This is a genomic window from Clostridium sp. YIM B02555 (genome assembly GCF_022320955.1).
Lineage (GTDB): Bacteria > Bacillota > Clostridia > Clostridiales > Clostridiaceae > Clostridium > Clostridium saccharoperbutylacetonicum.
The window spans coordinates 127,271-150,669 of sequence record NZ_JAKJJY010000008.1; the positions used below are offsets into that span (position 1 = coordinate 127,271).

22 protein-coding genes and 1 pseudogene are annotated in these 23,399 nt (G+C 29.8%); 3 read left to right on the forward strand and 20 right to left on the reverse strand.

Annotation, left to right across the window (positions count from 1 at the left end):
* Positions 1–34: 34 nt before the first annotated feature.
* From L3B98_RS13325 to L3B98_RS13385, 14 genes are all read right to left on the reverse strand, one after another.
* Entirely contained in the window at positions 35–2,785 is a 2,751-nt protein-coding gene (locus L3B98_RS13325; protein ID WP_238917044.1) for a X2-like carbohydrate binding domain-containing protein, read from the reverse strand.
* A 432-nt stretch (positions 2,786–3,217) separates the two neighbouring features.
* The gene (locus tag L3B98_RS13330) at positions 3,218–5,761 is read right to left on the reverse strand and encodes a dockerin type I domain-containing protein (RefSeq protein ID WP_238917046.1); all 2,544 of its coding nucleotides are present in this window, start codon (positions 5,759–5,761) and stop codon (positions 3,218–3,220) included.
* A gap of 493 nt (positions 5,762–6,254) precedes the next feature.
* Positions 6,255–7,136 carry a hypothetical protein gene (locus L3B98_RS13335; protein ID WP_238917047.1) on the reverse strand — a complete coding sequence of 294 codons (882 nt, stop codon included), beginning with the start codon at positions 7,134–7,136 and terminating at the stop codon, positions 6,255–6,257.
* Between the two features lie 199 nt (positions 7,137–7,335).
* On the reverse strand, positions 7,336–7,596 hold the full coding sequence (locus L3B98_RS13340; RefSeq protein ID WP_077361842.1) for a hypothetical protein: 261 nt from the start codon (positions 7,594–7,596) through the stop codon (positions 7,336–7,338).
* A gap of 12 nt (positions 7,597–7,608) precedes the next feature.
* Positions 7,609–8,724 (reverse strand): TIGR04066 family peptide maturation system protein, encoded by a 1,116-nt coding sequence (locus L3B98_RS13345; protein WP_238917048.1) that lies wholly within the window; start codon positions 8,722–8,724, stop codon positions 7,609–7,611.
* Between the two features lie 17 nt (positions 8,725–8,741).
* On the reverse strand, positions 8,742–10,163 hold the full coding sequence (gene ccpM, locus L3B98_RS13350) for a Cys-rich peptide radical SAM maturase CcpM (RefSeq protein ID WP_015391943.1): 1,422 nt from the start codon (positions 10,161–10,163) through the stop codon (positions 8,742–8,744).
* 60 nt (positions 10,164–10,223) lie between these two features.
* Positions 10,224–10,352 carry a hypothetical protein gene (locus tag L3B98_RS28940; protein WP_257788319.1) on the reverse strand — a complete coding sequence of 43 codons (129 nt, stop codon included), beginning with the start codon at positions 10,350–10,352 and terminating at the stop codon, positions 10,224–10,226.
* Positions 10,353–10,402: 50 nt separating this feature from the next.
* Complete coding sequence (locus tag L3B98_RS13355) at positions 10,403–12,118, reverse strand: ABC transporter ATP-binding protein (protein WP_238917050.1); 1,716 nt, start codon at positions 12,116–12,118, stop codon at positions 10,403–10,405.
* 67 nt (positions 12,119–12,185) lie between these two features.
* Entirely contained in the window at positions 12,186–12,335 is a 150-nt protein-coding gene (locus L3B98_RS13360; protein ID WP_238917052.1) for a hypothetical protein, read from the reverse strand.
* A gap of 445 nt (positions 12,336–12,780) precedes the next feature.
* Positions 12,781–13,683, reverse strand: coding sequence for a GNAT family N-acetyltransferase (locus L3B98_RS13365; RefSeq protein WP_015391941.1), 903 nt, complete (start codon positions 13,681–13,683; stop codon positions 12,781–12,783).
* Between the two features lie 58 nt (positions 13,684–13,741).
* On the reverse strand, positions 13,742–13,879 hold the full coding sequence (locus L3B98_RS13370; RefSeq protein ID WP_238917053.1) for a hypothetical protein: 138 nt from the start codon (positions 13,877–13,879) through the stop codon (positions 13,742–13,744).
* A gap of 251 nt (positions 13,880–14,130) precedes the next feature.
* On the reverse strand, positions 14,131–14,484 hold the full coding sequence (locus L3B98_RS13375) for a metalloregulator ArsR/SmtB family transcription factor (protein WP_238917054.1): 354 nt from the start codon (positions 14,482–14,484) through the stop codon (positions 14,131–14,133).
* A 235-nt stretch (positions 14,485–14,719) separates the two neighbouring features.
* Positions 14,720–16,081 (reverse strand): MATE family efflux transporter, encoded by a 1,362-nt coding sequence (locus tag L3B98_RS13380; RefSeq protein ID WP_238917056.1) that lies wholly within the window; start codon positions 16,079–16,081, stop codon positions 14,720–14,722.
* Positions 16,082–16,165: 84 nt separating this feature from the next.
* Positions 16,166–16,603, reverse strand: a complete 438-nt coding sequence (locus L3B98_RS13385) for a MarR family transcriptional regulator (protein WP_238917058.1) — start codon at positions 16,601–16,603, stop codon at positions 16,166–16,168.
* A gap of 523 nt (positions 16,604–17,126) precedes the next feature.
* On the opposite strand from L3B98_RS13385, the pseudogene L3B98_RS13390 reads away from it, so the two are divergent.
* Positions 17,127–17,897 (forward strand): annotated as a pseudogene (locus tag L3B98_RS13390) (alpha/beta hydrolase); the annotation flags it as partial.
* Between the two features lie 171 nt (positions 17,898–18,068).
* Here the strand turns inward: L3B98_RS13390 and L3B98_RS13395 are convergent.
* Positions 18,069–18,953, reverse strand: coding sequence for a 2-dehydropantoate 2-reductase N-terminal domain-containing protein (locus L3B98_RS13395; RefSeq protein WP_238917060.1), 885 nt, complete (start codon positions 18,951–18,953; stop codon positions 18,069–18,071).
* A 159-nt stretch (positions 18,954–19,112) separates the two neighbouring features.
* On the opposite strand from L3B98_RS13395, the gene L3B98_RS13400 reads away from it, so the two are divergent.
* Complete coding sequence (locus L3B98_RS13400; RefSeq protein ID WP_238917062.1) at positions 19,113–19,700, forward strand: TetR/AcrR family transcriptional regulator; 588 nt, start codon at positions 19,113–19,115, stop codon at positions 19,698–19,700.
* 265 nt (positions 19,701–19,965) lie between these two features.
* On the opposite strand, the gene L3B98_RS13405 is transcribed toward L3B98_RS13400, so the two are convergent.
* Positions 19,966–20,208 carry a hypothetical protein gene (locus L3B98_RS13405; RefSeq protein ID WP_238917063.1) on the reverse strand — a complete coding sequence of 81 codons (243 nt, stop codon included), beginning with the start codon at positions 20,206–20,208 and terminating at the stop codon, positions 19,966–19,968.
* 386 nt (positions 20,209–20,594) lie between these two features.
* On the opposite strand from L3B98_RS13405, the gene L3B98_RS13410 reads away from it, so the two are divergent.
* A complete protein-coding gene (locus tag L3B98_RS13410; protein WP_077361821.1) occupies positions 20,595–20,924 on the forward strand; it encodes a helix-turn-helix domain-containing protein in 330 nt (109 codons plus the stop codon).
* Between the two features lie 73 nt (positions 20,925–20,997).
* Here the strand turns inward: L3B98_RS13410 and L3B98_RS13415 are convergent, their stop codons facing one another.
* The 4 genes from L3B98_RS13415 to L3B98_RS13430 all read right to left on the reverse strand — a co-directional run bounded on the left by L3B98_RS13415 (position 20,998) and on the right by L3B98_RS13430 (position 23,295).
* The gene (locus L3B98_RS13415) at positions 20,998–21,438 is read right to left on the reverse strand and encodes a cupin domain-containing protein (RefSeq protein ID WP_077361819.1); all 441 of its coding nucleotides are present in this window, start codon (positions 21,436–21,438) and stop codon (positions 20,998–21,000) included.
* A 140-nt stretch (positions 21,439–21,578) separates the two neighbouring features.
* Positions 21,579–21,911, reverse strand: coding sequence for a MazG-like protein (locus L3B98_RS13420; protein WP_238917065.1), 333 nt, complete (start codon positions 21,909–21,911; stop codon positions 21,579–21,581).
* Positions 21,912–22,025: 114 nt separating this feature from the next.
* Positions 22,026–22,241 (reverse strand): hypothetical protein, encoded by a 216-nt coding sequence (locus tag L3B98_RS13425; RefSeq protein WP_077361817.1) that lies wholly within the window; start codon positions 22,239–22,241, stop codon positions 22,026–22,028.
* Positions 22,242–22,476: 235 nt separating this feature from the next.
* Entirely contained in the window at positions 22,477–23,295 is an 819-nt protein-coding gene (locus L3B98_RS13430; RefSeq protein WP_238917067.1) for a TIM barrel protein, read from the reverse strand.
* Between the last annotated feature and the right edge of the window lie 104 nt (positions 23,296–23,399).

The window sequence follows — 23,399 nt, forward strand, 5'->3', positions numbered from 1 at the left end:
AAGTCTAATTCTCGCGTTGGATATCTATAGTTTATTATTTAACCTCTATACTTCCATTATTAAAATCAGCTTTTATTTCATTTCCATTTATATCATAGAATGAATGATCATCATTATTAAACTCTATAGGAATTAAACCTTTTGGAGCATTATCTTTTATTTTTAATTTGATGTTTGATAATACACCAGCATTTTTTATTGTTTCTTCATCACTCAATGCATTATCTATAAATAGGATAGATATTGTTTTTGTATCTTCATATACTCCTGATACAAAATTTTGCTCTGGATTTGTAATTATACTACCTGCGTCTACACCTACTACTTCTACTAAATTAGGATCATACTTGATTCTATATGAGAAGTTTGCTATTCCAGCAGTTGGTGCTTGTGATAAAGTAACAGGAATAGTTACAGTATCTCCAGCTTTTGCTTCTATTTTTCCAATGCCTGCAGCCAATGTTTCAGTAGCTGGCTTTGTAACATTAAGGTTAAACTTCGCATCATTTCCAGCACTAAATTTAAATGTAAGCTCATTACTTCCTTCTGGTAAAGTTGAAATATACGAAGGATTTATTGTCACATTTGTTCCATCAACTGTATAATCTGTACCTTGCACTAATACCTTATCTCCATTTTGTATTTGAACAAATTTATTTCCATTTAAGGCCATGCCAACTTGTACCCCTGCTGATGTTGTAGATACAACAGTTGCACTATTTGTATCTAATGTAGAATCTTTTACTGGTGTTATTACATCACCACCATCGCCAATAGTTATTTTTCCAACCTTATAGTTTATTGTATAGACATGTGAATCCTTATCAACAAACTTTCCAGCTTTAGTTACTTGTATTTGACTTGTTGCATTTGCAGCTGAATCCTTAACTTTAAGGTTGATATTCATGAACACTCCATTTTTTACTATAGCCTCAAGGTCTTTTCCAGTAGAATCAGCATACATTATACTCATTGTTCCACTAGTACTGTCTATTGTTTTAAATAGAGTTTTAGCTGGATTTACACAAATATCTCCTGATGTTATAGATACATTTTCAAATAGAGCAGGATCATATTTTAATTTGAAATTACATCCATTAAGTCCCTCTGTAGGATCAATCCCTGTAATAGTTACTGGTATTGTAACTGTAGCTCCAGCTTTTGTTGTAACATCTGGAATATTTATAATTAAACCATCTTCAACTGCCTTGATCACATTAACTGTAAATATTTTAGATTTTCCTCCACTAAAATCAAATGTAAGGTCTGTAGCTTGTCCTTCTGGAAGTGTATCTAAATAAGATTGTTTTATTGTAACCACATCTCCATTTACAACATAGTCTGTACCTTGGCTCAAAACTGCATCTTTGTTTTTAATATCAACAAAAGATTTTCCGTTTAATGTCATTTGAACATTTATATCTGCTTTGTTTGACTTATTGTAATCTCCTGATACTGGTGATATTACTGGATCAACATCTGGTGTTACATTAGAATCAGTAACATTAACATTTAACTTTTGAGCCTCTCCTTTATCAAAATTAAATGTAAGTGCTTTACTTCCTACAGGTAAGTTTCCAAAATAAGAACTCTTAATTGTTACTATATTTCCATCTGAAACTGTATAATCTGTACCTTCTGTTAATCCGCTGATTCCTGTAAAAGTATTTCCATTAAGGGTAATATTGATTGTTTCATCCTTTAATGATGCTTTATCAACTGAAATACTTGTTCTATCTAATTTTGCAGATATCACAATTGGTGTACCATCTGGCTCGCTTCCCCATATTAATTTATTATCTACATAAGCTGCCACATGTTTACTGTCACCATATGAATAATCATCTGATTGATTATAGTCTTTCCAGCCATCCTTATTAACTGATGCTTGTACTTGTGCTGATTGTCCTGCTGCAAGAGTTCCACCATTAAAGCCTACTTGAATATATGAATCAGCATTAGCAACTGCTGAACCCAATTTAACTATTTTTCCTTCTACATTTCCAGTAAGATTCTGATAATCTCCTCCTACTGTTGCTGCATAATAACAATTAAATGTTTCTGCTTCATCTCCATCTGCTGTATAAAAATATTTTAATTTTAAGGTTGTAAGATCTAATTCATCATCACCTGTATTCGTAATTGTGAATGTAGGTGTTATTGAATTTGCACTTGACCCATTAGATACATTGACTTCAACTGCAGCACCTGTTGTTGTTTTACCTGGATCTACTGTTGATACAGTTGGTTCAGTTCCACTTACTACCTTACCACCAACTAAAACTACAACTTTTTGCGCATCATTAAAGGAATAGTCATTACTTTGATTAAAGCTTGACCAATCCTTTTTATTAAAGCTTGATTGAATGTTTACTGTCTTTCCTGAATCAAGGGTTCCTGCACTAGAATCAAATCCTATTTCAAGATATGTGTCTGCTCCATCAGCCTTGCTTTCCATCTTAACAAATTTTCCTGTTACATTTCCTGTTACGCTTTTATATGGGTCTGCAATGTCTGCATTGTAACAGTGGAATTCTTGTCCCTTTTTATTATCAGCTGTAAAATAGTATCTTATTTTTACATCCGATAAATTAATTGCTTCTTCACCATTATTAGTCACATTAAATGTTCCATTTATTGCATTTGTTGATTCATCTGTTTTTACATTTGTTAAGTCTAAGCCTAAATTACTAGCAGTTTCAGCTGCAAATACAGGTGTAGTACATAAGTTTGCTGAAACAATAGCTGCTGCCAGCATAACGCTTAAAATTTTTTTTCTTTTCATAAAGATCATCCTTTCCCTTGTTTAATAAAAATCCCTAAAATTAATTTTTATAAAAGTCCCCTTCATTTTTCACCCCCTAAAGAATAGTTTTCATAATTTTGACTAATACTCCATAAATTAATTAAATCATTAATAATTTTACAGAATAAATTTTCTGTATATATTATCTCACGAATTTCACCATTTTTTCTTAAAATATCGCATTCTATCTAATATATGTCATATAACTTATTATTTTCTCTATAAATACATTTAAGATAAATTTATTATTATTTATGTAATTTATTTGACAAAACTCACGTGTTAGAAAACGTTTATAAGACATATTGTTCCATAATTTATTTACTTAGCCAATCAAAAAATCCACAACAAAATGTTGTGGATTTTTATATTTTAAATACTTTTTTAATTATTTTTTCTCTGCTGTAAATATTAACTATTAATTATTTTTCTTAAAGCAAAAAGATCTGCTGTATTAATTCTTCCATCTCCATTTATATCCGAGTTTTGAGTATTTATATCAATAGTTTGTCCCATTACATACTTCTGCATAGCTATATAATCTGAAATATCGACTATACCATCGCCATTAACGTCACCTACAACTTTTAGAGTATTATCTTTAGTGGTATCTCCATATACTACTCCAAGTCCATTAGTTGCTATATATACTCTTCCATAAATTCTAGCATCTCCACTGATATCTGCATCTGCAGCTCCATATTGATGTTTATCATCGTTGATTCTTGTCCATGTTTTACCTTCATCATTAGAACGGAATATTCCACGAACATTATTTATTTTAGCATTTGTATATATTGATAAATAATTTGCCCCATCTGCCGCTTTACCATATCCAATTGTATCTGCTTCCTGCACTGCTTCAATCTTTGTAAAAGTTTCACCATAGTCTTTAGAATGCCACATTCCATATATTCCTTCTTGTTTACTTCCACTTGTAAGCCATATTTCTCCCTCTTTACCTGGGACTGCTTTAAACTTACCTGTTCCACTCTTTGGAAGACCTGTAGCATTTGTCACTTTAAATGTAGCCCCACCATCATTGCTTCTATAAAATTTTCCATCTGAGAATCCATAAAATACTTTTGGATTCACACGATCTGAAGCTACCTTAGCACCATTTGGAATTCCAGTACATGCTGTCCATGAACTTCCATTACTCTTAGAGTAACTAATCTTTCCAGATGTTGGACTCCATACAACTGCAGTTGCATCTGCTGCAGCTGCAACTGTTCCTCCTGAATCAACATCCATCCCCTCTGCATCTTTTCCCTGGAACCAATTCTTACCACCATCATATGAAAATCCACAGCTCTTTACACGGTCTTTATTATCTTTCGACACATTTCCTGAACGAACCATAAAATTTGGCTGAAGCTCTGCATAATCCATACTTGTAGTACTAAAATTTGGAGTAGACATCATCTTATCTGGTGTCTTTGTTAAATCATCATGACGGAATCCACAAACATCTCCCATTCCACTTATTAAATTTGCACCTGCTGGCGGGCTGATCACTGCACTTACAGCTTCCTCTTCTATACCATCAGCTTTTACTGAAATATCAATTTTTTTACCTTTATCCCAATTAGTTAAATCATCTGTCCCATAAAGAGTTGCACCTGTTCCATACATCATGCGGTCAGAATTAAATGGATCAATTGCAATTCCGCCTACCATCCAGCCGAGTTTTGGTGTAACTTCTGGAGGACTCTTATATTCACCCCAATCAAGCCAAGGTGCTTTTGATATATCCTGCGTATAATTCAATTTACGTTCAGGATAAGATCCCCAAGACCAAATTGATGTCCAGTTTTCACCCCCATCTGTACTTCTACACATTTGAACATCAGGCCACCAGTTTAAATTTGTTACCATTATAGTCTTTGGATTTTCAGGATCGACAGCTAGTCCGGCATAACCAGAAAAATTGTCTGAGCTAGTAGGTTTAATAGGACTTATATTCTTCCATTCCCCTGTCTTAGTGTTGTATTTCCATACATCACCCTTAGCTCCATCATATGGTCCACAAGTGTTACTATAAGTAACATATAAGTATCCATCAGAAGATAATACTCCGTGGTGTGGTAAAAATGCCTTTGGAGTTGAATCTGTAGTTGATGTTACCCAGCTTGACTGATTAGCTAAAGTTGGCTGACCTTCAACAGCTGACCAAGTTGCACCACCATCTGTACTCTTGTAGATACTTTGCTTAGTATCTGCTACTCCTACATATATAGTTTGAGAAGCATTTCCTTTACTTCCTGTAGATTTATCAAAAGTTACCCATACCACTCCAATCTGATCTTTAAAATTTGAATCAATATAATCACCAACAGCTGTAAAGCTATCTACCTTAGACCAAGTAACTCCGTAATCTGTACTTTTCCATAGACCATTACCATTATGCGTACCTAAATAAAGTATTCTGTTATCATTTGGATCAATAGCTAGGCGCTCTCCCATTGAACGTCCTGGCATATTTCCTCCTATTTTAAAAGGTAAATTAACTCTTTCCCAAGTATCTCCCTTATCAGTTGAACGGAGAATAGCACCATTATCATTAGTCCACTCATTTGTATAAGTTCCTGCTGCTAAATAAACCCTGTTGGTTTCAACTGGATCAGTAGCTAAACTTTCACAGCCAAGGAGATTCCAATCATCATGGCTTACCCAATCTGTAAGTGCTTTCCAGGTTTTATTTGAAGGGTTCCATCTATAAACTCCACCCATATCAGTTCTTGTATAAATCAAATCCTTCTCACTTTGGTTAAAAATCACAGCTGGAATAAAACCTCCACCTGCTCCCGTTTTAGCTTTATTCCAATTATATGTTTCTTGTTCAACATTGCTTATTGTTTCAGCTTTTACTATTGTATCCGTAATTGAAACCGAGGTAGCAAATGTTGTCACAAGACATAAAGTTGCAATTAAACTTAATTTTTTCTTTTTCATTCATCTTTCCTCCTAAAAATATATTGATACCTAATATTATCCGACAAAAAAATAACAATAGTTATATGTTTATCGTAAAGTAATCAACCTCGGTCATGATTAACTTAAATTTAAGACCTTATTTTTTTATGTTTACATTTTTATATTTCACGAAAACTTTTACTACAATATGGAAATTAATTTATTTTTAAGTTGATACGAATAAAAATAAAAGGATTTAATTTCGAAAAAGAATTTCTGATGCTATGATTATTGATAGGTAGAAATATCTCTTGGGAAACAAAAAGGAATGTTGCCTTAAAACAAATCAATAAAGTTTATTTTAATAATATATTCACTAAAGAAATCTAATTTAAAATAAAAATGAAATAATCAAAAAAAGACCAAGATGAAAATACAATTATACTCTCCCCTTGGACTTCTATAGAAAAAATTATTATTAATGATGGATATGTATCTAATTTATCATATCGAAGACTCACTGAAATGCTTGCTATGATAATGAATTTATCGTATTACCTTCTTTATCTTTCTCCTCATAATTTTCAGCATACTTTTTTATATATTGGGAATTTAAAGAAGTTTTATCATAATCAGCGTCTGAATTTTGAGCGTCAAAATCCTCTAATGCCTCTGAAGAATTTGGATCTATATTATCATCACCCTTTAAATTATCTCCATTAATTTTTCCCGTATTTTTAGTTATATCATGTAAAGAATTAAACATATTCTTTTGACTTTCTTTAATTGTATCATCTAATTTAGAAAGTCTATCACGATCTACCTTAGATGATCCACGTGAAGCATCTAATTCAATATTAGATTCTAAAACCTTTTTCTCACCTTTTAAGCCTACGTTTATTGATTTATTCTGTTTGATAATATTTAAGTTTTCAGAAGATGTTACTAAAACATTCATTAAATCTGTTGTATTATCACTTTCAGTATTTTTATTTTTATTTTGAGAATTTGTATGATTATCTGTTTTATCATCTGCCTTTTTTTCATCTGCTTCATTGTTTAGAGCTTTTTTCTGTTCTTCCATTTCTATTTGATTTATTTCTTTATCAATATCTTGAAGCTGCTTATCATATTCATCAAGTTTATCTTTCATTGCTTTTGGATCCATATTTTGTTTAAGGGCATTATCTTTGAAATCATTTTTTGCTTTGTTTATATTTTCTTTTTGTTTCAATAGATTAGCACTTCTATCATTTTTCATTTTTAAGCTTAAGTTTTTCGAATTATTTGATACATTTTTTTGCTCTTCACTTTTATCATTGTCTTTTTTTGTTTTAGGAATATTATTTCCTATATTTTGTGAACTAGAGAAAGAAACTTTCATTGTAGCTCCTTGTGAATGTCCTATTTTCATATTTTTCACTCCTTCATACGGCACATGTGCCAAATATATTAGTATCCTATATTTATATACTCGTATTCTTTTAACCAAACTTATGCCTTAATTTATATATTTTTCCTTTAATGCTTTATAATGTTTTAATATTCTTGAAAATCACTGTTGCATCTATATCACATATTATCTTTATACGTCGGCATTACTATGTCTATTCTTAATTTTCCTGTATAAGCGTAATTATAGAATTAATGGTATGAAACTTACCTGAAATGATTGATTCTTCTGAAATATTTATGTTCCAAATATTTTTAATTTCAAAATACAAGTATACTAAATCTCTAGCTGTAAGTTTTAATCTTTTCCCTAACAGTGGTTCATCTAATGAATCTTCATCTATTTGTATATTAAATAATTTATCCATGACCTCTGCTATTTCATTTTTGATTAATTCTTTATTATTTCGATCATTTTCCATAATATTAACTCCTTATAACCATGTGATTTTTTCATTTTCAGATAAATTATTTATTAAATGTTCATATAAAAATAAAGAATTATCTTCATTTAAAATATTTACTACTGGTATATCATTCTCTTTAAATTGTGAAATCTTTTCATCTATAAATGTAGACGGTATTTTAGTATAAGCCTTTCTGGATGCTTGTTTAGAACTATTCCAATCTATCCTAGTATTCGATATATTAAAACAATCAATATCAAAGCCAAATTTATATTTTACTAAATTACACATGTCTTTGAAATCTTCTTTTAAATAATCTCTATAAGTATTGGAAATAATTACATAATCTGGTTTTAATGCATTGGAAATTTCATAAAGCATTATTCCAAAGTTGTTATTGAATTCATTATCAAAAGGCATTATACCAAAAGGTACTCCTATAACTATTAAATCTGGATTTTCTGTTAATTCTATATATTTTACATAATGATTAAAGCGTATTATTTTATCTGTCTCTGACAAAGAATTTTCATACATGAATTGCGGAAAAACATGAAAATCAAGCAAGTTAGAATAGTTTTTAGTTCCGATTTGAGAAAAAATATAGCCATCCTTTAACAAGTACTCCCTTAAGAGTAGTTGTATCTCAAACTTATCTGTTCTTTCATCATTCCCACATACAAAAACAACAGGAGAATTAATTTCAAATAATGCTTTTTGTTCATCTTTTGATTGCATATCATTCTTTTCATTTGACATCAAGTATTCAAATCTAATATGTTTTTCCATACACTTATGCATAATTTCATTTTTGATTTTTTCTTCTAGCTTAATTGAACAAATAATATTTTTGTTTTGTTCTATGGCAAGTAGAACTTTAGGATATATCACCGTTTCAAAATCTAATTTGATATTTGACTCTACAAAAAGCACAGTATCAACATTAGTGATCTCTTTTTCAAAATTCTCACTAATCGTTATATTGGTTTCATTACTATTATCAATAATACCAGCATCTTTATTAGTCATTCCCCATCCATTTGGTGAAACTAATACTTTTATTGAATATTTAGAAAGTAACTTTTCATGCCTTACTAATGGCATACTTTCTATATCAAATGGATATATCATCAAACTTTCCATGTATATACCTCCACTATTTATAAATTTTCTTTTTCGAAGTCATATCCAAATTCTCGAAGCATGCAATAATCTTTTAGCATATTTTCTACACGTTTGCGAGTAGACTCGCAGTTATTTAATTTTATATCTTTGGATAGCTCAGTTAGATTGTCAGCAAATGCTGCACATAACCCACAAAAATAAAAAGCATAACAATTTTTGCATTGATCTTGAGTTATTTTGCCTATATTTAATAACTTATATATTTTTTCAATATCAAATCCGTCCTCAATATTTCCTATTTTCATTATTTCAGACTTTTCACTTACTCGTTCACATGGATAAAATACTCCGTCTGTATTTACAAATAATCGTTGTATTCCGGGTATACATGGACCTCCCGGATGGGCTTTTCTTTGTCTTAAATTCGTAACACCCCTATCAAATAGAGTCATTTTTATAGAAGCAAAATATGCATCTTGAAGCTTAGTTATATGTTTTTTACTTAGTTCACCTAATTTATATAGAAATAACTTAAAAAGCTCGTATTCCCAATTTATAATGAAATCTTCATTTTTATCAACATGAATTTTTGAATAGTTATAATTTATTAAGTTTGTACTTATGGTTGAATCTTTTATAGTCTCATAATTTGTAAAAAAGTTATTTGTACAAGAAAAATCATTCTTAGGATCTATTACGGTATTAAAAAGAATTTTACTGAAGTATTTAGGAAATGATTTTTTTATTTCTCCTAAATTCTTAATGATTACATCAAAAGAACCACATCCACTAGTAGCAAATACCCTGTTTTTATCGTGAGCTTCTTTATTACCATCTAAGCTTATTGTTAAAAACACATTGTGCCTTTCGAAATAACTGACTATTTCAGGAGTGATAAGTGTTGCATTAGTAGTAATTTGAAATGATATTTCTTTTCCTTCTGCTTTATTCTCAGCATATTCAATACACTCTTTTATAAAATCATATCTTAACAGTGGCTCACCACCATAAAACCCTATATTCAACATATTAGAATCAATTGAATTATTAATTAGAAAATCAATTGATCTCTTAGCCACTTCAATGGTCATCATTTTATTGGAATGAGTTCTAGTATCATAGTCACCTGAATAAACACAATATTTACATCTTAAATTGCATTGTTGAGTAATTTGTAATGTTATTGTATTTAATCTACGTTTAAAGGTAGATTCTAAAAAATAGCTTTCAGGATGTTCAATTATTTCTATATTATTAGGGGACAATAACCCACTTTTTTTCATTTCATTTATTATTTCAAATTCTTCACTAGAATTATCAATAGAATCTGATATATCTTTTTTTCCTAAAATATCATAAATTTCTTTATTAATACTAACAAGCATATTTGTATTTATATCATATATATAATTACTTCTAGGTGTTTTAAATTTGTATATAAAAGGATCTTTACTCAAAAATATTACCTCCTATTCTATAAAAATAGAAGTGATATGACTATCACTTCTATTTTTTTATTAGTACCCTGTACCGTTTGAATGGCTATAACTGTTGTATAAATTAGATTGACAAGTACAAGTGCACCTTCCCCAAGAGTTTTCAGTCTCTTGTCTAAATTTATTAGATTTTTTTCCTAGTTTTCTCATAGGTCTCACCCCCCTTGAAGAAAAATATATATATATATCACTATATAGTACTAATCTATATAATGCTTATATATCAAATTTTTATATACTTCATTATTGGATAATAAGTAATCATGGCTACCAATAGCACTAATGCTACCATTATCAATTAATACAACTTTATCTACATGTTTCAAAATTTCTAATTTATGAGAAACAATAATAATAGTCTTATTTTTTAAAGTTGTATCTATTAATTTATAAGTTTTCATTGAACTTTCTATATCTAAATTTGATGTTGCTTCATCAAAGATTACTATTGGAGTATCTCGAAGAATTGCTCTTGCTATGGCAATTTTTTGTTTTTGTCCACCTGATAGATTTTTGCCATTTGAATCTATAAAATAATTTTCACTAACATTATTTATAAAATCACTAAGCTGACTATCTTCAATAGCTTTATTAAATTTATCTGAATCGACATTCTTATACAGTAATATGTTTTCCTTTATGGTTCCATTAAAAAGATATACCTGTTGGTTTATTGTAGAAATTATATTACGGTATTGATTTATATTAATTTTATTAATATCTCTATCATCTATGAGAATTTTACCAGAGATAGGTTTATAAAACCTTAAAATAAGATTTAAAATAGTAGATTTCCCAGCTCCGTTAAGTCCAATTAATGCTACCTTTTCACCTGCTTCAATTGTAAGATTAAGATTATTAAGAATAATTTTTGTGCTATCATATGAAAATTGCACATTTTCAAAATTGATTTTTCCTTTTATTGCTGGTAGCTGACTGTATGGCATTTTATCTTCAACCTCTAAATCTAAAAATTCGTAAAAATTCTTTGCTGAAGGTAATATCCCAGCAACTATGTATTTAATATTTAATATTGAATATATTGGAGTAATTATATATGAACTATAAGTGATGAATGCAAATATACTTCCAATTGTCATATTTAAATCCAGAAATAAATTTGCTCCAAGTATATAAAGTAATATCGTTATTAATTTAAGAAAAAATGAATCAAATGATATATTATATGAATCTAATAATGAGAACTGTTTGTCCATATTAATCACTTTTTTTTGTTTTTCTTCAAATTCTTCTTTTTTCCAATTAGATATATTAAATTGTTTTATTTCTTTTATTCCATCAATTACATCTCCAAACCAACTAGCAAAATTTCTATTTGCTTCTATACACGTTTTTGTTAAACGTTCTCTTTTTTTCGAAAAAAATCTAACAACTAGATATTTTATTGGTATAGAGAATAAAATTAAAATTGTGAGTTTAGGATTTATTATGAGAAGTCCAATTGTGGCACCAATCATATTAAATATTTGTGTTATTGGAGAAAAAAAGTCTTGATCAGTTATTTTAATTATATTATTTAAGTTATACTGTATATTGCTTAATATTTCTGTACTACTTTTATTGGTAAAATAACTTAAATTACTATTTAATAAATGGTTAAAAGCTTTTTCAAATAATGTATATTTTATCTTAGAATGTAGATTAACTCTAAGATATTCTCTAAACAATAATATTATGTTATCAACTGTAATTGCTATAAGTAAAAGCGTAGAAATAAACATAATCTTTTTTATGTCTGATTTTAAAAATCCATCATCCATAATACTTTTACTAAGAAAAGGTATTACTAAACTTACCAATGAAGAAATTATTAATCCAATAATTATTAAAGTAATATTTTTTCTATATGGTTTAAATAATAAAAATAATTTTTTAATAATTTCTCTATTACTCATAAACTCAATTCCTTCTATAAGATGAATTACATAATAATACATTCGGTAACTAATCGTCTATATCTATTTATTTTGCATTACCACTATCTACAATTACATATTTACACACTATTAAAACTATGTAAATACATATTGCTCCAAAGGTAGAAAATAATGCATCAAAAGCAAATACTTTCAGTATTTGCTTTATTTTATCTAAAATATTCCTTTTACTCACTAAAATATTCCTTTCATGCCTTAAAATGTACTTTTAATACTAATAGTATTGAGTTTTTTCACTAATCCTTCTACTCCTGTGCGTATTTAATTCTTTTAATTCTTCACTATTGTTAGCCATGGACTTCGTTATAAGGATACCATTAATAAGTCAAGATAACTCTAAGTAGCATTAAACATATTTGAATATATACAGAATTCTTTCTTCTTACTCATTTGGGTAATAACAACATCCTGTCAACAGGTTCAAGGTAAGTGAAATTATATATTATAAAACTAATATGTGGTATATCAGCATATAAAAACAGCGCCAAGACATAATTCACCATTTTATGCCTTGTCGCTGTTTTTGCTTTTATTCTACTGCTGTGTCACTTTATTTTACCTTTATGAATTAATTACACCATGTTTTTAAGCAATATTTTTACATTTTTTCTTCATTACTTTCATACATTGATGTAACTTTTCAAATGTTCATCAAACAATTCTTTATTTAATAATATTGGTGTTATGGGTTCACCATAAAAATCTTCTGCTTCTCCAATAACTTTACATCCAAATTTTATTAACATATTTACAGTTACTTCTCTTGCTTCAATATATAACTCGTCCGTATATTGTCTAAAAATTTCTTTTAATGAATAAATAGCCATTCTCTGACCAATACCTAGACCTCGTAGTCTCTTATCAATAGCAAATCTTCCCCATTTCCATTTATCTTTTTCTTTCCATGTTGCAACAACTCCAATAATATCTTCTCCTACTCTTGCACACCACCAGATTGGTTTTAAATCAGCATCAATTACAATTGATTCTGCTGGAATACCCTGCTCATGAGCAAATACTTCTGTTGCTAATTTTATTGCATCATCCATATAATTTTCTGAAATTTTTTCAATCAAAATTCTAGAATCATTCTTTCTAAGATTGTTTTTTAATGCAAGAATACGAAATACTCTAAATGCCCTAACAATATTGTCTATGTCCTCGCTATCTCCTAAATCTAAAATTTCATTCATAAATGTATTTGCTTTATAATCCCCATCATTAATAGTTGCTAAACCTAATGGTAAAAGGCAAATATCCTTCATTCTCTTATCATCTTCAGACTTTTTCAATTCTAAATAATTTTTTGCTTCCATATTACTAACTATTCTACTAAGTGAAGCCTTATCAATACCCAGGTTTATTAATAATTCATTAAAAGGAGTATTTCCGTTTTGCTTTAGGTAGTTTAATATGTGCGCTTGTGCAAGTGTCAAGCCTGAATTAAAGCAATTGTGGTTTAATAAACCTAATTCTCTCACAATTAATCTTATCTCTTTTCTAATTACTTTCTCTTTATTCATACCGCGCCCCCAAATTAATTGATATTATCAACCATATTATCTCGTTCTTAGTTTTTTGTCAAGGCGACTTTCTAAAATAGGTATATGACGAGAAATTACTATTTATCATCAACTTTCTTCTTGACGCAAAATAAGAAGGAGAACCGCCTCCAATTCCATCTGGATTAGGTTCTCCTCCATTACTTAAGTAACTCATTAATAAAGGAAACTCGACTCACATTCGTTCGCTAAGTGATTCACATCAAATCATAGATTTGAGTTCTCTACTTAAGCTCTATTGATTCTATATCTCTAGTTTTGTTTATTGTTATTTTTGAAATCAACATATGCAACAGTTTCTTTTGTTGCTCCCTTGAAACCTAACTTGATACCTATAGTATAATTCTTAAATTTCACATATTATCCTCTATTTATAATACAGTTCTCCGTAACAGTTATACCGCAGCCCTAAAAATTATCTCTTCTATCAGGTACCAACTTCATAATTGAATTTACATGATCAAAAAGTTTTATTATCTTGTTTAGTTCATTTTCCTTTGCATCCAAATAGTAATAATTCCTTGTTCCTTCTTTTCGAACACTTATCATATTTGCATTCTTTAATATTTGTAAATGATGAGACACAGATGGTCTTGAAATCTTAGCCTTCTCTGCAATATCACCTACTCTTATTCCCCTGCAATCACTCAAGAGTAACGTACTTATTATTAATTGTCTTGTTTCATCCCCTATAGCTATTAATGCTTTTTGGGACTCTTTAAATTCTTTTAATAACTCTAAAAGCTCATCAAATTCATTCATTTTTAAACTCCTTCTGTAGAAGAATTGTATTAATAGTTCATTTGTTTAAGTCATTATATCATAGAACTTTTTGAAATAGTTTATTGGTAAAGAAATTCTAGATGAATAAATACTACTAAGCTATACTTTTTCATTTTGTTCCTATATATATTATCCATAATTAAAGTTATATTTATTTTCATGTGCCTTACTTTATTAAATCTAGGTGGTTATACAGACACAATATTTATTAATACTAGTTTGCTACTACTTGATTCTTTTTTATTTTATTATTAAAAATAATATATAGTATTGCTCCAGTTAAAAAGGTAATTATTTCTGTAATTGTCATAGACCATATAACACCATGCAATCCATAGAAATCATTCAATACTATTATGACAGGAATAAAAAGAATTCCTTGTGTAATTCCCATAATTGTTGATGGTATTCCTTGACCTGATGCTTGAAAAATTCCTGTAAATAATGTAGTAAATCCATTGAAAAATGCAGAAATAAGCATGGCCGCCATGATATAAACTCCAACAGTTAATACTGCTGAATCATTAGAAAACAGATGAATAATTACATTTCTAAAAATAAAAACTAAAGTAACAAATCCACCTGATAATCCTAAAATCCATAAAGCTGATTGTTTTATACTGTCTCTTAATCTCTTAAAGTTTTCATTAGAAAAATTATATGCAATTAAAGGAATAATTCCTAATGCGAGCCCCATTGCAAGAAATTCTGGTACTTGTACAAGTCTCAAGGCAATACCAAAACTAGCTACTACACTTTCTCCATATCTGATTGAATAATTATTCAAAAGAAGCGTTGTAATAATTAGAAAACCAGCTAGGAACAATTCAGAAACCCCAATTTTATATATCTCTATTTTATCTTTAAGGGAAATATTAATATTCTTAATAAATCCTTTTAAATTCTCACTTTTTGTTTCCAAGTAGTAAATATAATAAATTGATGAAGCTATATTAGCTAAAATCATTGACAATGCTACCCCTACAACATTAAATCTAAATACTAGTATAAATAACGGGTCAAATATAAGACCAAAAATTGTACTTACAACCATTCCGAACATTGATTCTTTTGATGCTCCTTCTGCTCGCACAACTTGCTCCAATGCGAAGTTCATTATAATTGCAAAACCACCAATAAACATAGTTAAAGAATAACTTTTTGTATAATTAATAATAGCAGAAGTATCTGCCCCCAAAATCTTAACAATAGGATTAAGTGCTATCATAGCAATCATTCCAAGCAAAATTCCTATGATAATACTACTATAAAAAGAATATCCAGCTATCTTCTTAGCTTTGTCTACGTCTTGTTTAGCAATAAGACGAGTTATAAATGTTCCACCTCCAGCTCCTAACATATTTCCAAAAGCCATTAGTATAGTGAAGATTGGTAATCCTAAAGTAATGGCAGTTAACATATCTGTATTGTTTAATAGTCCAATAAAAAAAGCATTAATAACGTTATATATTGTACCTACTGACATACCGATCATCATAGGAATAGATAAATGTGCAATTGCCTTAGTAATCGGTGCACTTTCTAAATAATATTCGTTTGAAAATTTTTGTTTCATAATTTCATCCTCCATAATAAGTATTATTAGAATTCATATTCTTAGAATTCTAAGTTTTTAGTTATAAGTTATTATATTAATAACTTATATATTTCTATCTACTTTCAATAACAAAGCTAACAAAGTTTCCTTTTCTTGTTCCGTCAAGTTTGCAATAATATTTTTCTCTGACTCAACTACCAATTTATTAAAATCTTCTATAAGTTCAGCACCTTTAGGCAATACATATATATATTTTTGTCTCTCATTTTCTTTAGGAATTCTTCTTTCAATATACCCTTTTTTCTCTAATCCTTGCAGCATACTTGTAATACTTGCTTCTGTACGTTGAAAGACTTTTGCCAAATCTTTTTGAATAATACCACTGTCTTGATGTTCATAAATATAACCAATCATACGTCCTTGTTGAGAATTCAATCCTAACTTTTTTACTTTTTCATCAGAACTGAGTTTCATTTTTATCGCAATACTTCTAATTAATTGTGAATATATTGTTTCTACAGAGTATCCAGAATTAGTCATTCAAATTCCTCCTAAACTTTACTTAGAACTCTAACTATTTATAGTTTAACAATTAGACTTTCAAGTGTCAATATTTATTTCTTATAATTATTTCTATATCTATAATATTTCTTTTTTTACATGCTATCTTTTACTTATGATACGGTTCTCCGTATCGGTAGTAAGTGATAACTCAACTTTTCATTGTAGAATTTATCACTCACTACTAATGGTATTATAGAAACTATACTAACTATCTCTGTTCAATATTTTAATGCTAAATTGTTCAATTCTACTTTCAATTTTGAATTATTAAATTTAACCTTGATTGGAAAAAATACCTCTATAGTTTCTGAATCCTCCTCGAATATAACCTGTAATAGAATTGCTTTCTCTTTCCATCTTTGTGATTCCATGAATTCTACTGTCCTCATATATGAAGATAACCTGCTAATTTTAGCATAATAACATGATCATCAAATTTTAATTGATATTATATACTAGTTAAACCTTTATTATTATATATTTTGCAAATATCACATTCTTTGATGTAATTGCCCCTTCACTACCTGGATTTGGTTTTTCTAGTACTTCAAAACATAGTGGCATGGATAATTGTCGTGTTTCCGAGCTTTGGGCAAAACTAATGACTGAAAAGCTTGGTTATAGTAAATTTGCTGCTGCTGGTGGTGATATGGGTTCAGGGGTTACAAGATACTTGGCATTAAACCATCCAGAACTTCTAATAGGAATCCATCTAACAGATATCGGCATTATTAGAAATCTTATGTTTTCTCAAAATGAAGCAGAACTTTCAGAAGAAGAACTACAATATAAGAAAAATGCCTCTGAATGGATTTCAAATGAGGGAGGTTATATGTCTATTCAATCTACAAAACCTCAAACCATTGCCTATGGACTTTCTGACTCACTTGTAGGCTTGGCCGCATGGATTATAGAAAAATTTCGCAGCTGGAGTGATTGTAATGGTGATTTAAATAAGAACTTTAGTAAAGATGAACTTCTCACTAATATAATGATCTATTGGATTACAAATACCATAGGCTCATCAGCAAATGCATATTATGAAAATGTACATTCATTGCCACCAATGGGACATATAAACGTACCAACAGGCATAGCCCTTTTCCCAGCTGATGTATTGCTGCCACCTAAAAAATGGGCTATGAGCAATTTAAATGTCACTCGATGGACTACAATGCTCAAAGGTGGACATTTTACTTCTATGGAAGATCCTGAACCTCTCGCTAAGGAAATTCGAGCATTCTTCACACCTTATAGATCTAAAGAATAATAAACAATAATAGCTTTACTTTTATAAAGTTACAGATATAACACAATTGTTAAACAGAATAAAAAAAAGAAATGTCAAGCTACATTGAGCATACATTTTTCTCTGTAGCTTGTTTTTTATATCACTTATATAAAAATTCTCTACTTCGCATTATTTACCATTGTAAATTAATTATAGCATCTTTTTATTAAATATCTCATCCAACAACATTATTTCTGCTTTTGCACTTACAGCATGGTTTCCAAGCAAAACATCAATCGTAAAATCATTGCTCAGCATCTTGCGGTACATAGCAATAATATCCTTTTCTGGCACTTCTCCCATTAACTTCGTTTCTGGTGGGATTACTGCAATTCCTGCTTGAGCTACCATGCGTATATTTTGTTTTAATTCTGTGGCAATCTTTAGTAAAGTTCTTTCACTTTTTGCTGTCTCTATATCCATCATACCAGTATTCGTATAAAAATGTTTGATAACTATAGCGGTCGCGGTATGGGAAATATGGAATGCCGTTATGTTTTCTTGTATTTCATAATGCAAATTTGATGCTTCAAATATTTGAGCAAGTTCTTTCACTCTTTCAGTAATTTGTCCATCTATTTCACCAAAAATTGTTCCTTGATGCTTTTCGGAACCAAATTGGGCATACAGAACACCATCTTTCATGTCACCACCTGCGCCTGGGAATCCTGGAAGCAACCGCTCTCCTACAATTTCAAGCCAACTGTCATATCCCATGGTGTTAGTCAAGGTGATAATAGTTTTGCTATGATTATTCTTAATTTCGTATAGCGCAGATTCAGCCTGATCATAACGTACTGGAACAAAGATGAAATCGTAGATATCGTCATCTTCCAGTTTTTCGATTGTCTTGATAGACATCTGCTTTATCGTTCCATTGTCGTTATATTGTAGTCCATCCTTTTTTAGTGCCTCTAGCCTCGTTCCTCTAGCCAATAATGTGACATCCAGTCCAGACTGTGCAAATCTGAGCGCATATATACTGCCAACCACACCGGCGCCAAATATCAAAATTCTTTTTTGTTTTATGTTCATATTATCCTTCCTTTCAGCTAATTATATTTATGTTGTTTAAGCAACATCTGCATGATATTATACTAGTACGATATTTTTATGATTACAACCAGCAGATTAAATGAAAAGTTGCTTAAACAACAGATTTCGATACTTGATGTTTTTGAAAGGAAGATATATATGGTAAACAAAGAAGATCCAAGAGTCTTGCGCACACGACAATTAATAAGGGAATCGTTTAGTTTTTTATTACATAAAAAAGGATTCGATGCAATTACTATAAAAGATATCGCACAAAGAGCTGTTATTAACCGTGCTACCTTTTATGCCCATTATGAAGATAAATATACTTTGTTAGAAGAAATTACAGAACAGGCCTTTTATAAGATGACTCCTGAACAAGTGATACATGCTCAGGAATTTACAGATGAAATATGTAATCAGTTGATCTTATTGACACACAATTACATAGTGACTTTTTATAAGATATGCAAATGGGATTCCAAATCTATTGCTAAGCTTGTTGACGAAAAGATAAAAAAGATGCTACAAGAAATGATAGAAGGCATATTTTTGAAAGGAAATACCTTCTGCATGAAAGACAACCTTAATACAAAAATTATTTCAGCCATGACATGCTCAGCTATCTACAGTGCTACGTATTCTTGGTTTAAGGCGGAGGAAAATGATCGGACCGATTTACTTGTAGATATTGTCCGTCCCTATATAATGAACGGTCTGGAGCTATATCGTAATTGTGATGTATAACGATTCCATTTCTTTATCAATTTGGATTTATGTAAATATATTGGACATAAATCCACCCTTTCTTACTTTAACCATTAAATTCCAGTAAAGTCCGCATTTATTTATGATATAGTTCACCCTTCATCATCCTAAACTTTTTCTATTAATCTAAGTCCTTTCTTATATATTCGCTTCAACTGCCCATTATATACATTATAATCACGCCTAAAAACCAAGGTCACATGAACCTTGGTTTTTTGTGTTACATATTATTGTGCATATTCTTTTAATCAAAACTAAAACTATTTACCACCTGTGTTGTCTTATTAATATAATCTTCAGCCACCTTATCAATTCCATCACAAATATATTTTAAAGAACAGCCCTCACACTTATTTAGTATCTCCTCTTCTAATAAAGAACAAGACAGCTCATCATCAAAGGTTGAATTTCTAATAGCCAAAGCTATCTGCTTTTTATCAAACACCTGTTTATCTTCTGATCCAATCATAATTTTATCACTAATCATTTTTATATGCCTCCACAAATTTTTATGCAGATATCATTTTTTAAACTGCTACTATGGATGTATGTATTAACTTTAAAAATCACATTAAAATATCAGCCAAATTTATATAATTATCTCCTAATCCCGCATTTTATAAGCAAATTCTTATATTCCTAAATTCTTAAATTCTAGTGTTAGTAGTTTATACCATTAGAACACTGTTAACAATAAGAACGTTGCTATATAATAACTTCAATAGTATACTGTTATAAGCAAGTATCCAAAATACTATAACTGCCAAAAAGTAACTAATAGCTTTTTAGCGGTTTAATACATGGATGCTAAAGTGCAAATCACCAAATATTTACTCTTTATCTTAAAATATAAAAAGAAAGAATGTGCAATTTATGAAAAGAGAATTACCCGCTTGTTCCATTGAAACAACACTATTCCTTATAGGTGGGAAGTGGAAAGTGTTAATATTAAGAGACCTCATTAATGGAACTAAAAGATTTGGAGAGTTGAAGAAATCAATACATTCTATAAGCCAAAAGGTGCTTACACAGCAGCTAAGAGAGATGGAAGAAGATGGACTTGTAGAAAGAACTGTATATGCTGAAGTACCGCCGAGAGTTGAATATTCACTTACCGAAGATGGCATGAGCCTAAAGCCTGTACTTAATTCCATGTTGGCATGGGGAAATCAATATAAACAGAAGATCAATGATAATCTATAATTCAATAAACAGAATATACAATAAAAATAGTACCTTAGCTTTCAAAAGCTTAGTACTATTTTTGCTAATAATCCTATTTTTCCATGTTAAATGTACCTTGTATATGATTTCCGACAACCATTATTTGATTACTATCTGGTAAGCTGACAAGTTCAGGTACGTTGCGTGTGTCAAAATCAACATAAACAAGCTTTTCCGTATCGGAAGCATTACTAATTACATGTGCACCTTCTTTACCTGCTGGAAAAGTTATAATATCTCCTGCCTTAACTGATTTTATCCCGTTAGGTGTTCTAACTGAGCCAACCCCGCTAATTATATAAAATACCTCCTCATTTTTTTCATGATAGTGGTAACCGAATGCTTGGTTTCCAGGTGGTACTTCAATAAATGATACTGTACACTGATTAGCATCAGAACCAGCGACTACCGGTTTAATGTAGAATTCATTATCATTTTGTTTTCTTTGAATTGCTTCAATGGTATTTAAGTTTTTAATTGTAAGTTCTTTCATAGAGAAAGCCTCCTTAATGTTATAAATTGGATATTATCTATCTGTGTTTTTATAATACTGTTATCTAAACAGTCTGTAAAGTAAGCACTTCAAAGTGGTATAGGCACCTAAAGGTAACTATTATCTTTATAATCCGAAAATTATTCAAGCTGCTTTTCTGTTTTGGACAAAAACATCTTAAGTGCTTCACTTATATTAATATTCATACGGTCAGCTAAAACAACCAACCACCATATACATTCAGCAAGCTTATGTTCAAGTTCGGAAATTGTATCTCCACCCTTAGGCCAGTGCTCTTGCTGAGACATAGTTAAACGTCCTACCAAACCAGCATCTGTTAAAAAAGCTAATGCATCCTCTTCTACTGTCCATTCCTTCCCATGGTACTGTTTTTCCAATTTATGATAGAGTCTCCTTATTTTAGTAGAGCTTTCAACCACATCACCAAAATTCATATCTTTCACTTTATTCATCTTCTTCCTATAAAAATTCGTGTTTAATACATTTTCATTCTAACATTTTGAATTTGACAACAGTTTGTCATATTCAAAATAAACTTAGAATGCAAGGGTTCAATGCACGCATTATCATAAGGATAGCCTTTTCCACCGAAAGAGGCTGTCATGTTGTATTTTTTCAATTACTATATCTGTATTAAAATACGTACCATTAGCATTTATTTTTCTGCCTGGTCCGATGATAACTCCTCGATGGAATGTATTTCTAGAGAAATTTTCAATTTGGTCAATTGCTAATAACAATTCCTCACCAACATAACCGTTAGTACTTCCTACAATTATCATAATTGTATTATTTTTCAACACTTCCTTAATCTGCTCAAATTAATGTTTATATCTTTAGTTGTTTTATTCCCGCCATATTAAAGAAAATAAATAAAAAAGTATCACAGATTTATATTAAGTTAATATAAATCTACGATACTTTTTTATTCCGTTCTACTTAGTATAGGATAATCACTTTTTGATTATTATACAATTAATTTAACAACAAGATGTTTTAGGACGTCACAAACACGAACTAAAATTTTTCATAGGTATTTTTGAGTAAAAGAGCATCTTTCTCAACCATAGGACCTTCTAAAATTACGCATCCTTTTACATTATAATCTTTTAAAGCTCTCAAACAATCTATATAATTAAAATCACTTTCTAACAGTGGAAGATGGTTCTTTTCTCCCTTTTCTCCATAATTTATTCCACCCATATGTATATGGAGATCATCTAATGCACTTCTCCCAAGCTCATTTAATACATACTGCAATATTTCAGCAAAATCATCGTAACATTTTAAGCTGCCATTTCTTCTTGCATGTATATGAGAAAAGTCAATACACAATTTACAAGAACTAATTTCCTTACAAAGAGAAACTAATTCCTCAAGTGTCCCAAATTGAGTTCTTTTTCCTGTGGTCTCAAGTCTATAATCTACTCCTTCATTAGGAAGTTTTAACAAGTTTTCTTTTATGGTATTGTATGTTTGTTCCCTTGAGTCTTTCAAATAAAATCCTGGGTGAAATATTAAACTTCTCCCCTTAACTTTCAATAATCCGTCCACTGCTTTTGTAATTCTTTCTATTGACTGTTCTTGCTTTTCTAATTCATCAGCATTTAGATTTATATAATGTGATCCATGGGCGGATAAATAAACATTATTTTCTAACTTAGTTTTCAATATTATATCTTTGTTCTTGTCTGTAACATTAACATTTCTCACAAAAAGAAGTTCCATTGCATCCAGACCTATTGATTTTACATAATCTATTCCAGAGGCATAGTTAATATTTTTTATTCCACTGCCTATTGGCAAACCTGATATTCCAAATAATAGCTTATTCATTAAAATTATCTCCATTTTACTTTCAAATAATAATTATCAAATTTGGTTTATTAGCTCTTCTCCTAAATATCCAATTTTGTAATCTTGCCGCACAACTCTATATC

Excerpts from the sequence above, each read along its gene's own strand:
- L3B98_RS13325 (WP_238917044.1), bottom strand. The coding sequence starts at position 2,785 with ATGAAAAGAAAAAAAATTTTAAGCGTTATGCTGGCAGCAGCTATTGTT.
- L3B98_RS13330 (WP_238917046.1), bottom strand. The coding sequence starts at position 5,761 with ATGAAAAAGAAAAAATTAAGTTTAATTGCAACTTTATGTCTTGTGACA.
- L3B98_RS13335 (WP_238917047.1), bottom strand. The coding sequence starts at position 7,136 with ATGAAAATAGGACATTCACAAGGAGCTACAATGAAAGTTTCTTTCTCT.
- L3B98_RS13340 (WP_077361842.1), bottom strand. The coding sequence starts at position 7,596 with ATGGAAAATGATCGAAATAATAAAGAATTAATCAAAAATGAAATAGCA.
- L3B98_RS13345 (WP_238917048.1), bottom strand. The coding sequence starts at position 8,724 with ATGGAAAGTTTGATGATATATCCATTTGATATAGAAAGTATGCCATTA.
- L3B98_RS28940 (WP_257788319.1), bottom strand. The coding sequence starts at position 10,352 with ATGAGAAAACTAGGAAAAAAATCTAATAAATTTAGACAAGAGACTGAA.
- L3B98_RS13355 (WP_238917050.1), bottom strand. The coding sequence starts at position 12,118 with ATGAGTAATAGAGAAATTATTAAAAAATTATTTTTATTATTTAAACCA.
- L3B98_RS13365 (WP_015391941.1), bottom strand. The coding sequence starts at position 13,683 with ATGAATAAAGAGAAAGTAATTAGAAAAGAGATAAGATTAATTGTGAGA.
- L3B98_RS13370 (WP_238917053.1), bottom strand. The coding sequence starts at position 13,879 with ATGAGTTACTTAAGTAATGGAGGAGAACCTAATCCAGATGGAATTGGA.
- L3B98_RS13375 (WP_238917054.1), bottom strand. The coding sequence starts at position 14,484 with ATGAATGAATTTGATGAGCTTTTAGAGTTATTAAAAGAATTTAAAGAG.
- L3B98_RS13380 (WP_238917056.1), bottom strand. The coding sequence starts at position 16,081 with ATGAAACAAAAATTTTCAAACGAATATTATTTAGAAAGTGCACCGATT.
- L3B98_RS13385 (WP_238917058.1), bottom strand. The coding sequence starts at position 16,603 with ATGACTAATTCTGGATACTCTGTAGAAACAATATATTCACAATTAATT.
- L3B98_RS13395 (WP_238917060.1), bottom strand. The coding sequence starts at position 18,953 with ATGAACATAAAACAAAAAAGAATTTTGATATTTGGCGCCGGTGTGGTT.
- L3B98_RS13400 (WP_238917062.1), top strand. The coding sequence starts at position 19,113 with ATGGTAAACAAAGAAGATCCAAGAGTCTTGCGCACACGACAATTAATA.
- L3B98_RS13405 (WP_238917063.1), bottom strand. The coding sequence starts at position 20,208 with ATGATTAGTGATAAAATTATGATTGGATCAGAAGATAAACAGGTGTTT.
- L3B98_RS13410 (WP_077361821.1), top strand. The coding sequence starts at position 20,595 with ATGAAAAGAGAATTACCCGCTTGTTCCATTGAAACAACACTATTCCTT.
- L3B98_RS13415 (WP_077361819.1), bottom strand. The coding sequence starts at position 21,438 with ATGAAAGAACTTACAATTAAAAACTTAAATACCATTGAAGCAATTCAA.
- L3B98_RS13420 (WP_238917065.1), bottom strand. The coding sequence starts at position 21,911 with ATGAATAAAGTGAAAGATATGAATTTTGGTGATGTGGTTGAAAGCTCT.
- L3B98_RS13425 (WP_077361817.1), bottom strand. The coding sequence starts at position 22,241 with ATGATAATTGTAGGAAGTACTAACGGTTATGTTGGTGAGGAATTGTTA.
- L3B98_RS13430 (WP_238917067.1), bottom strand. The coding sequence starts at position 23,295 with ATGAATAAGCTATTATTTGGAATATCAGGTTTGCCAATAGGCAGTGGA.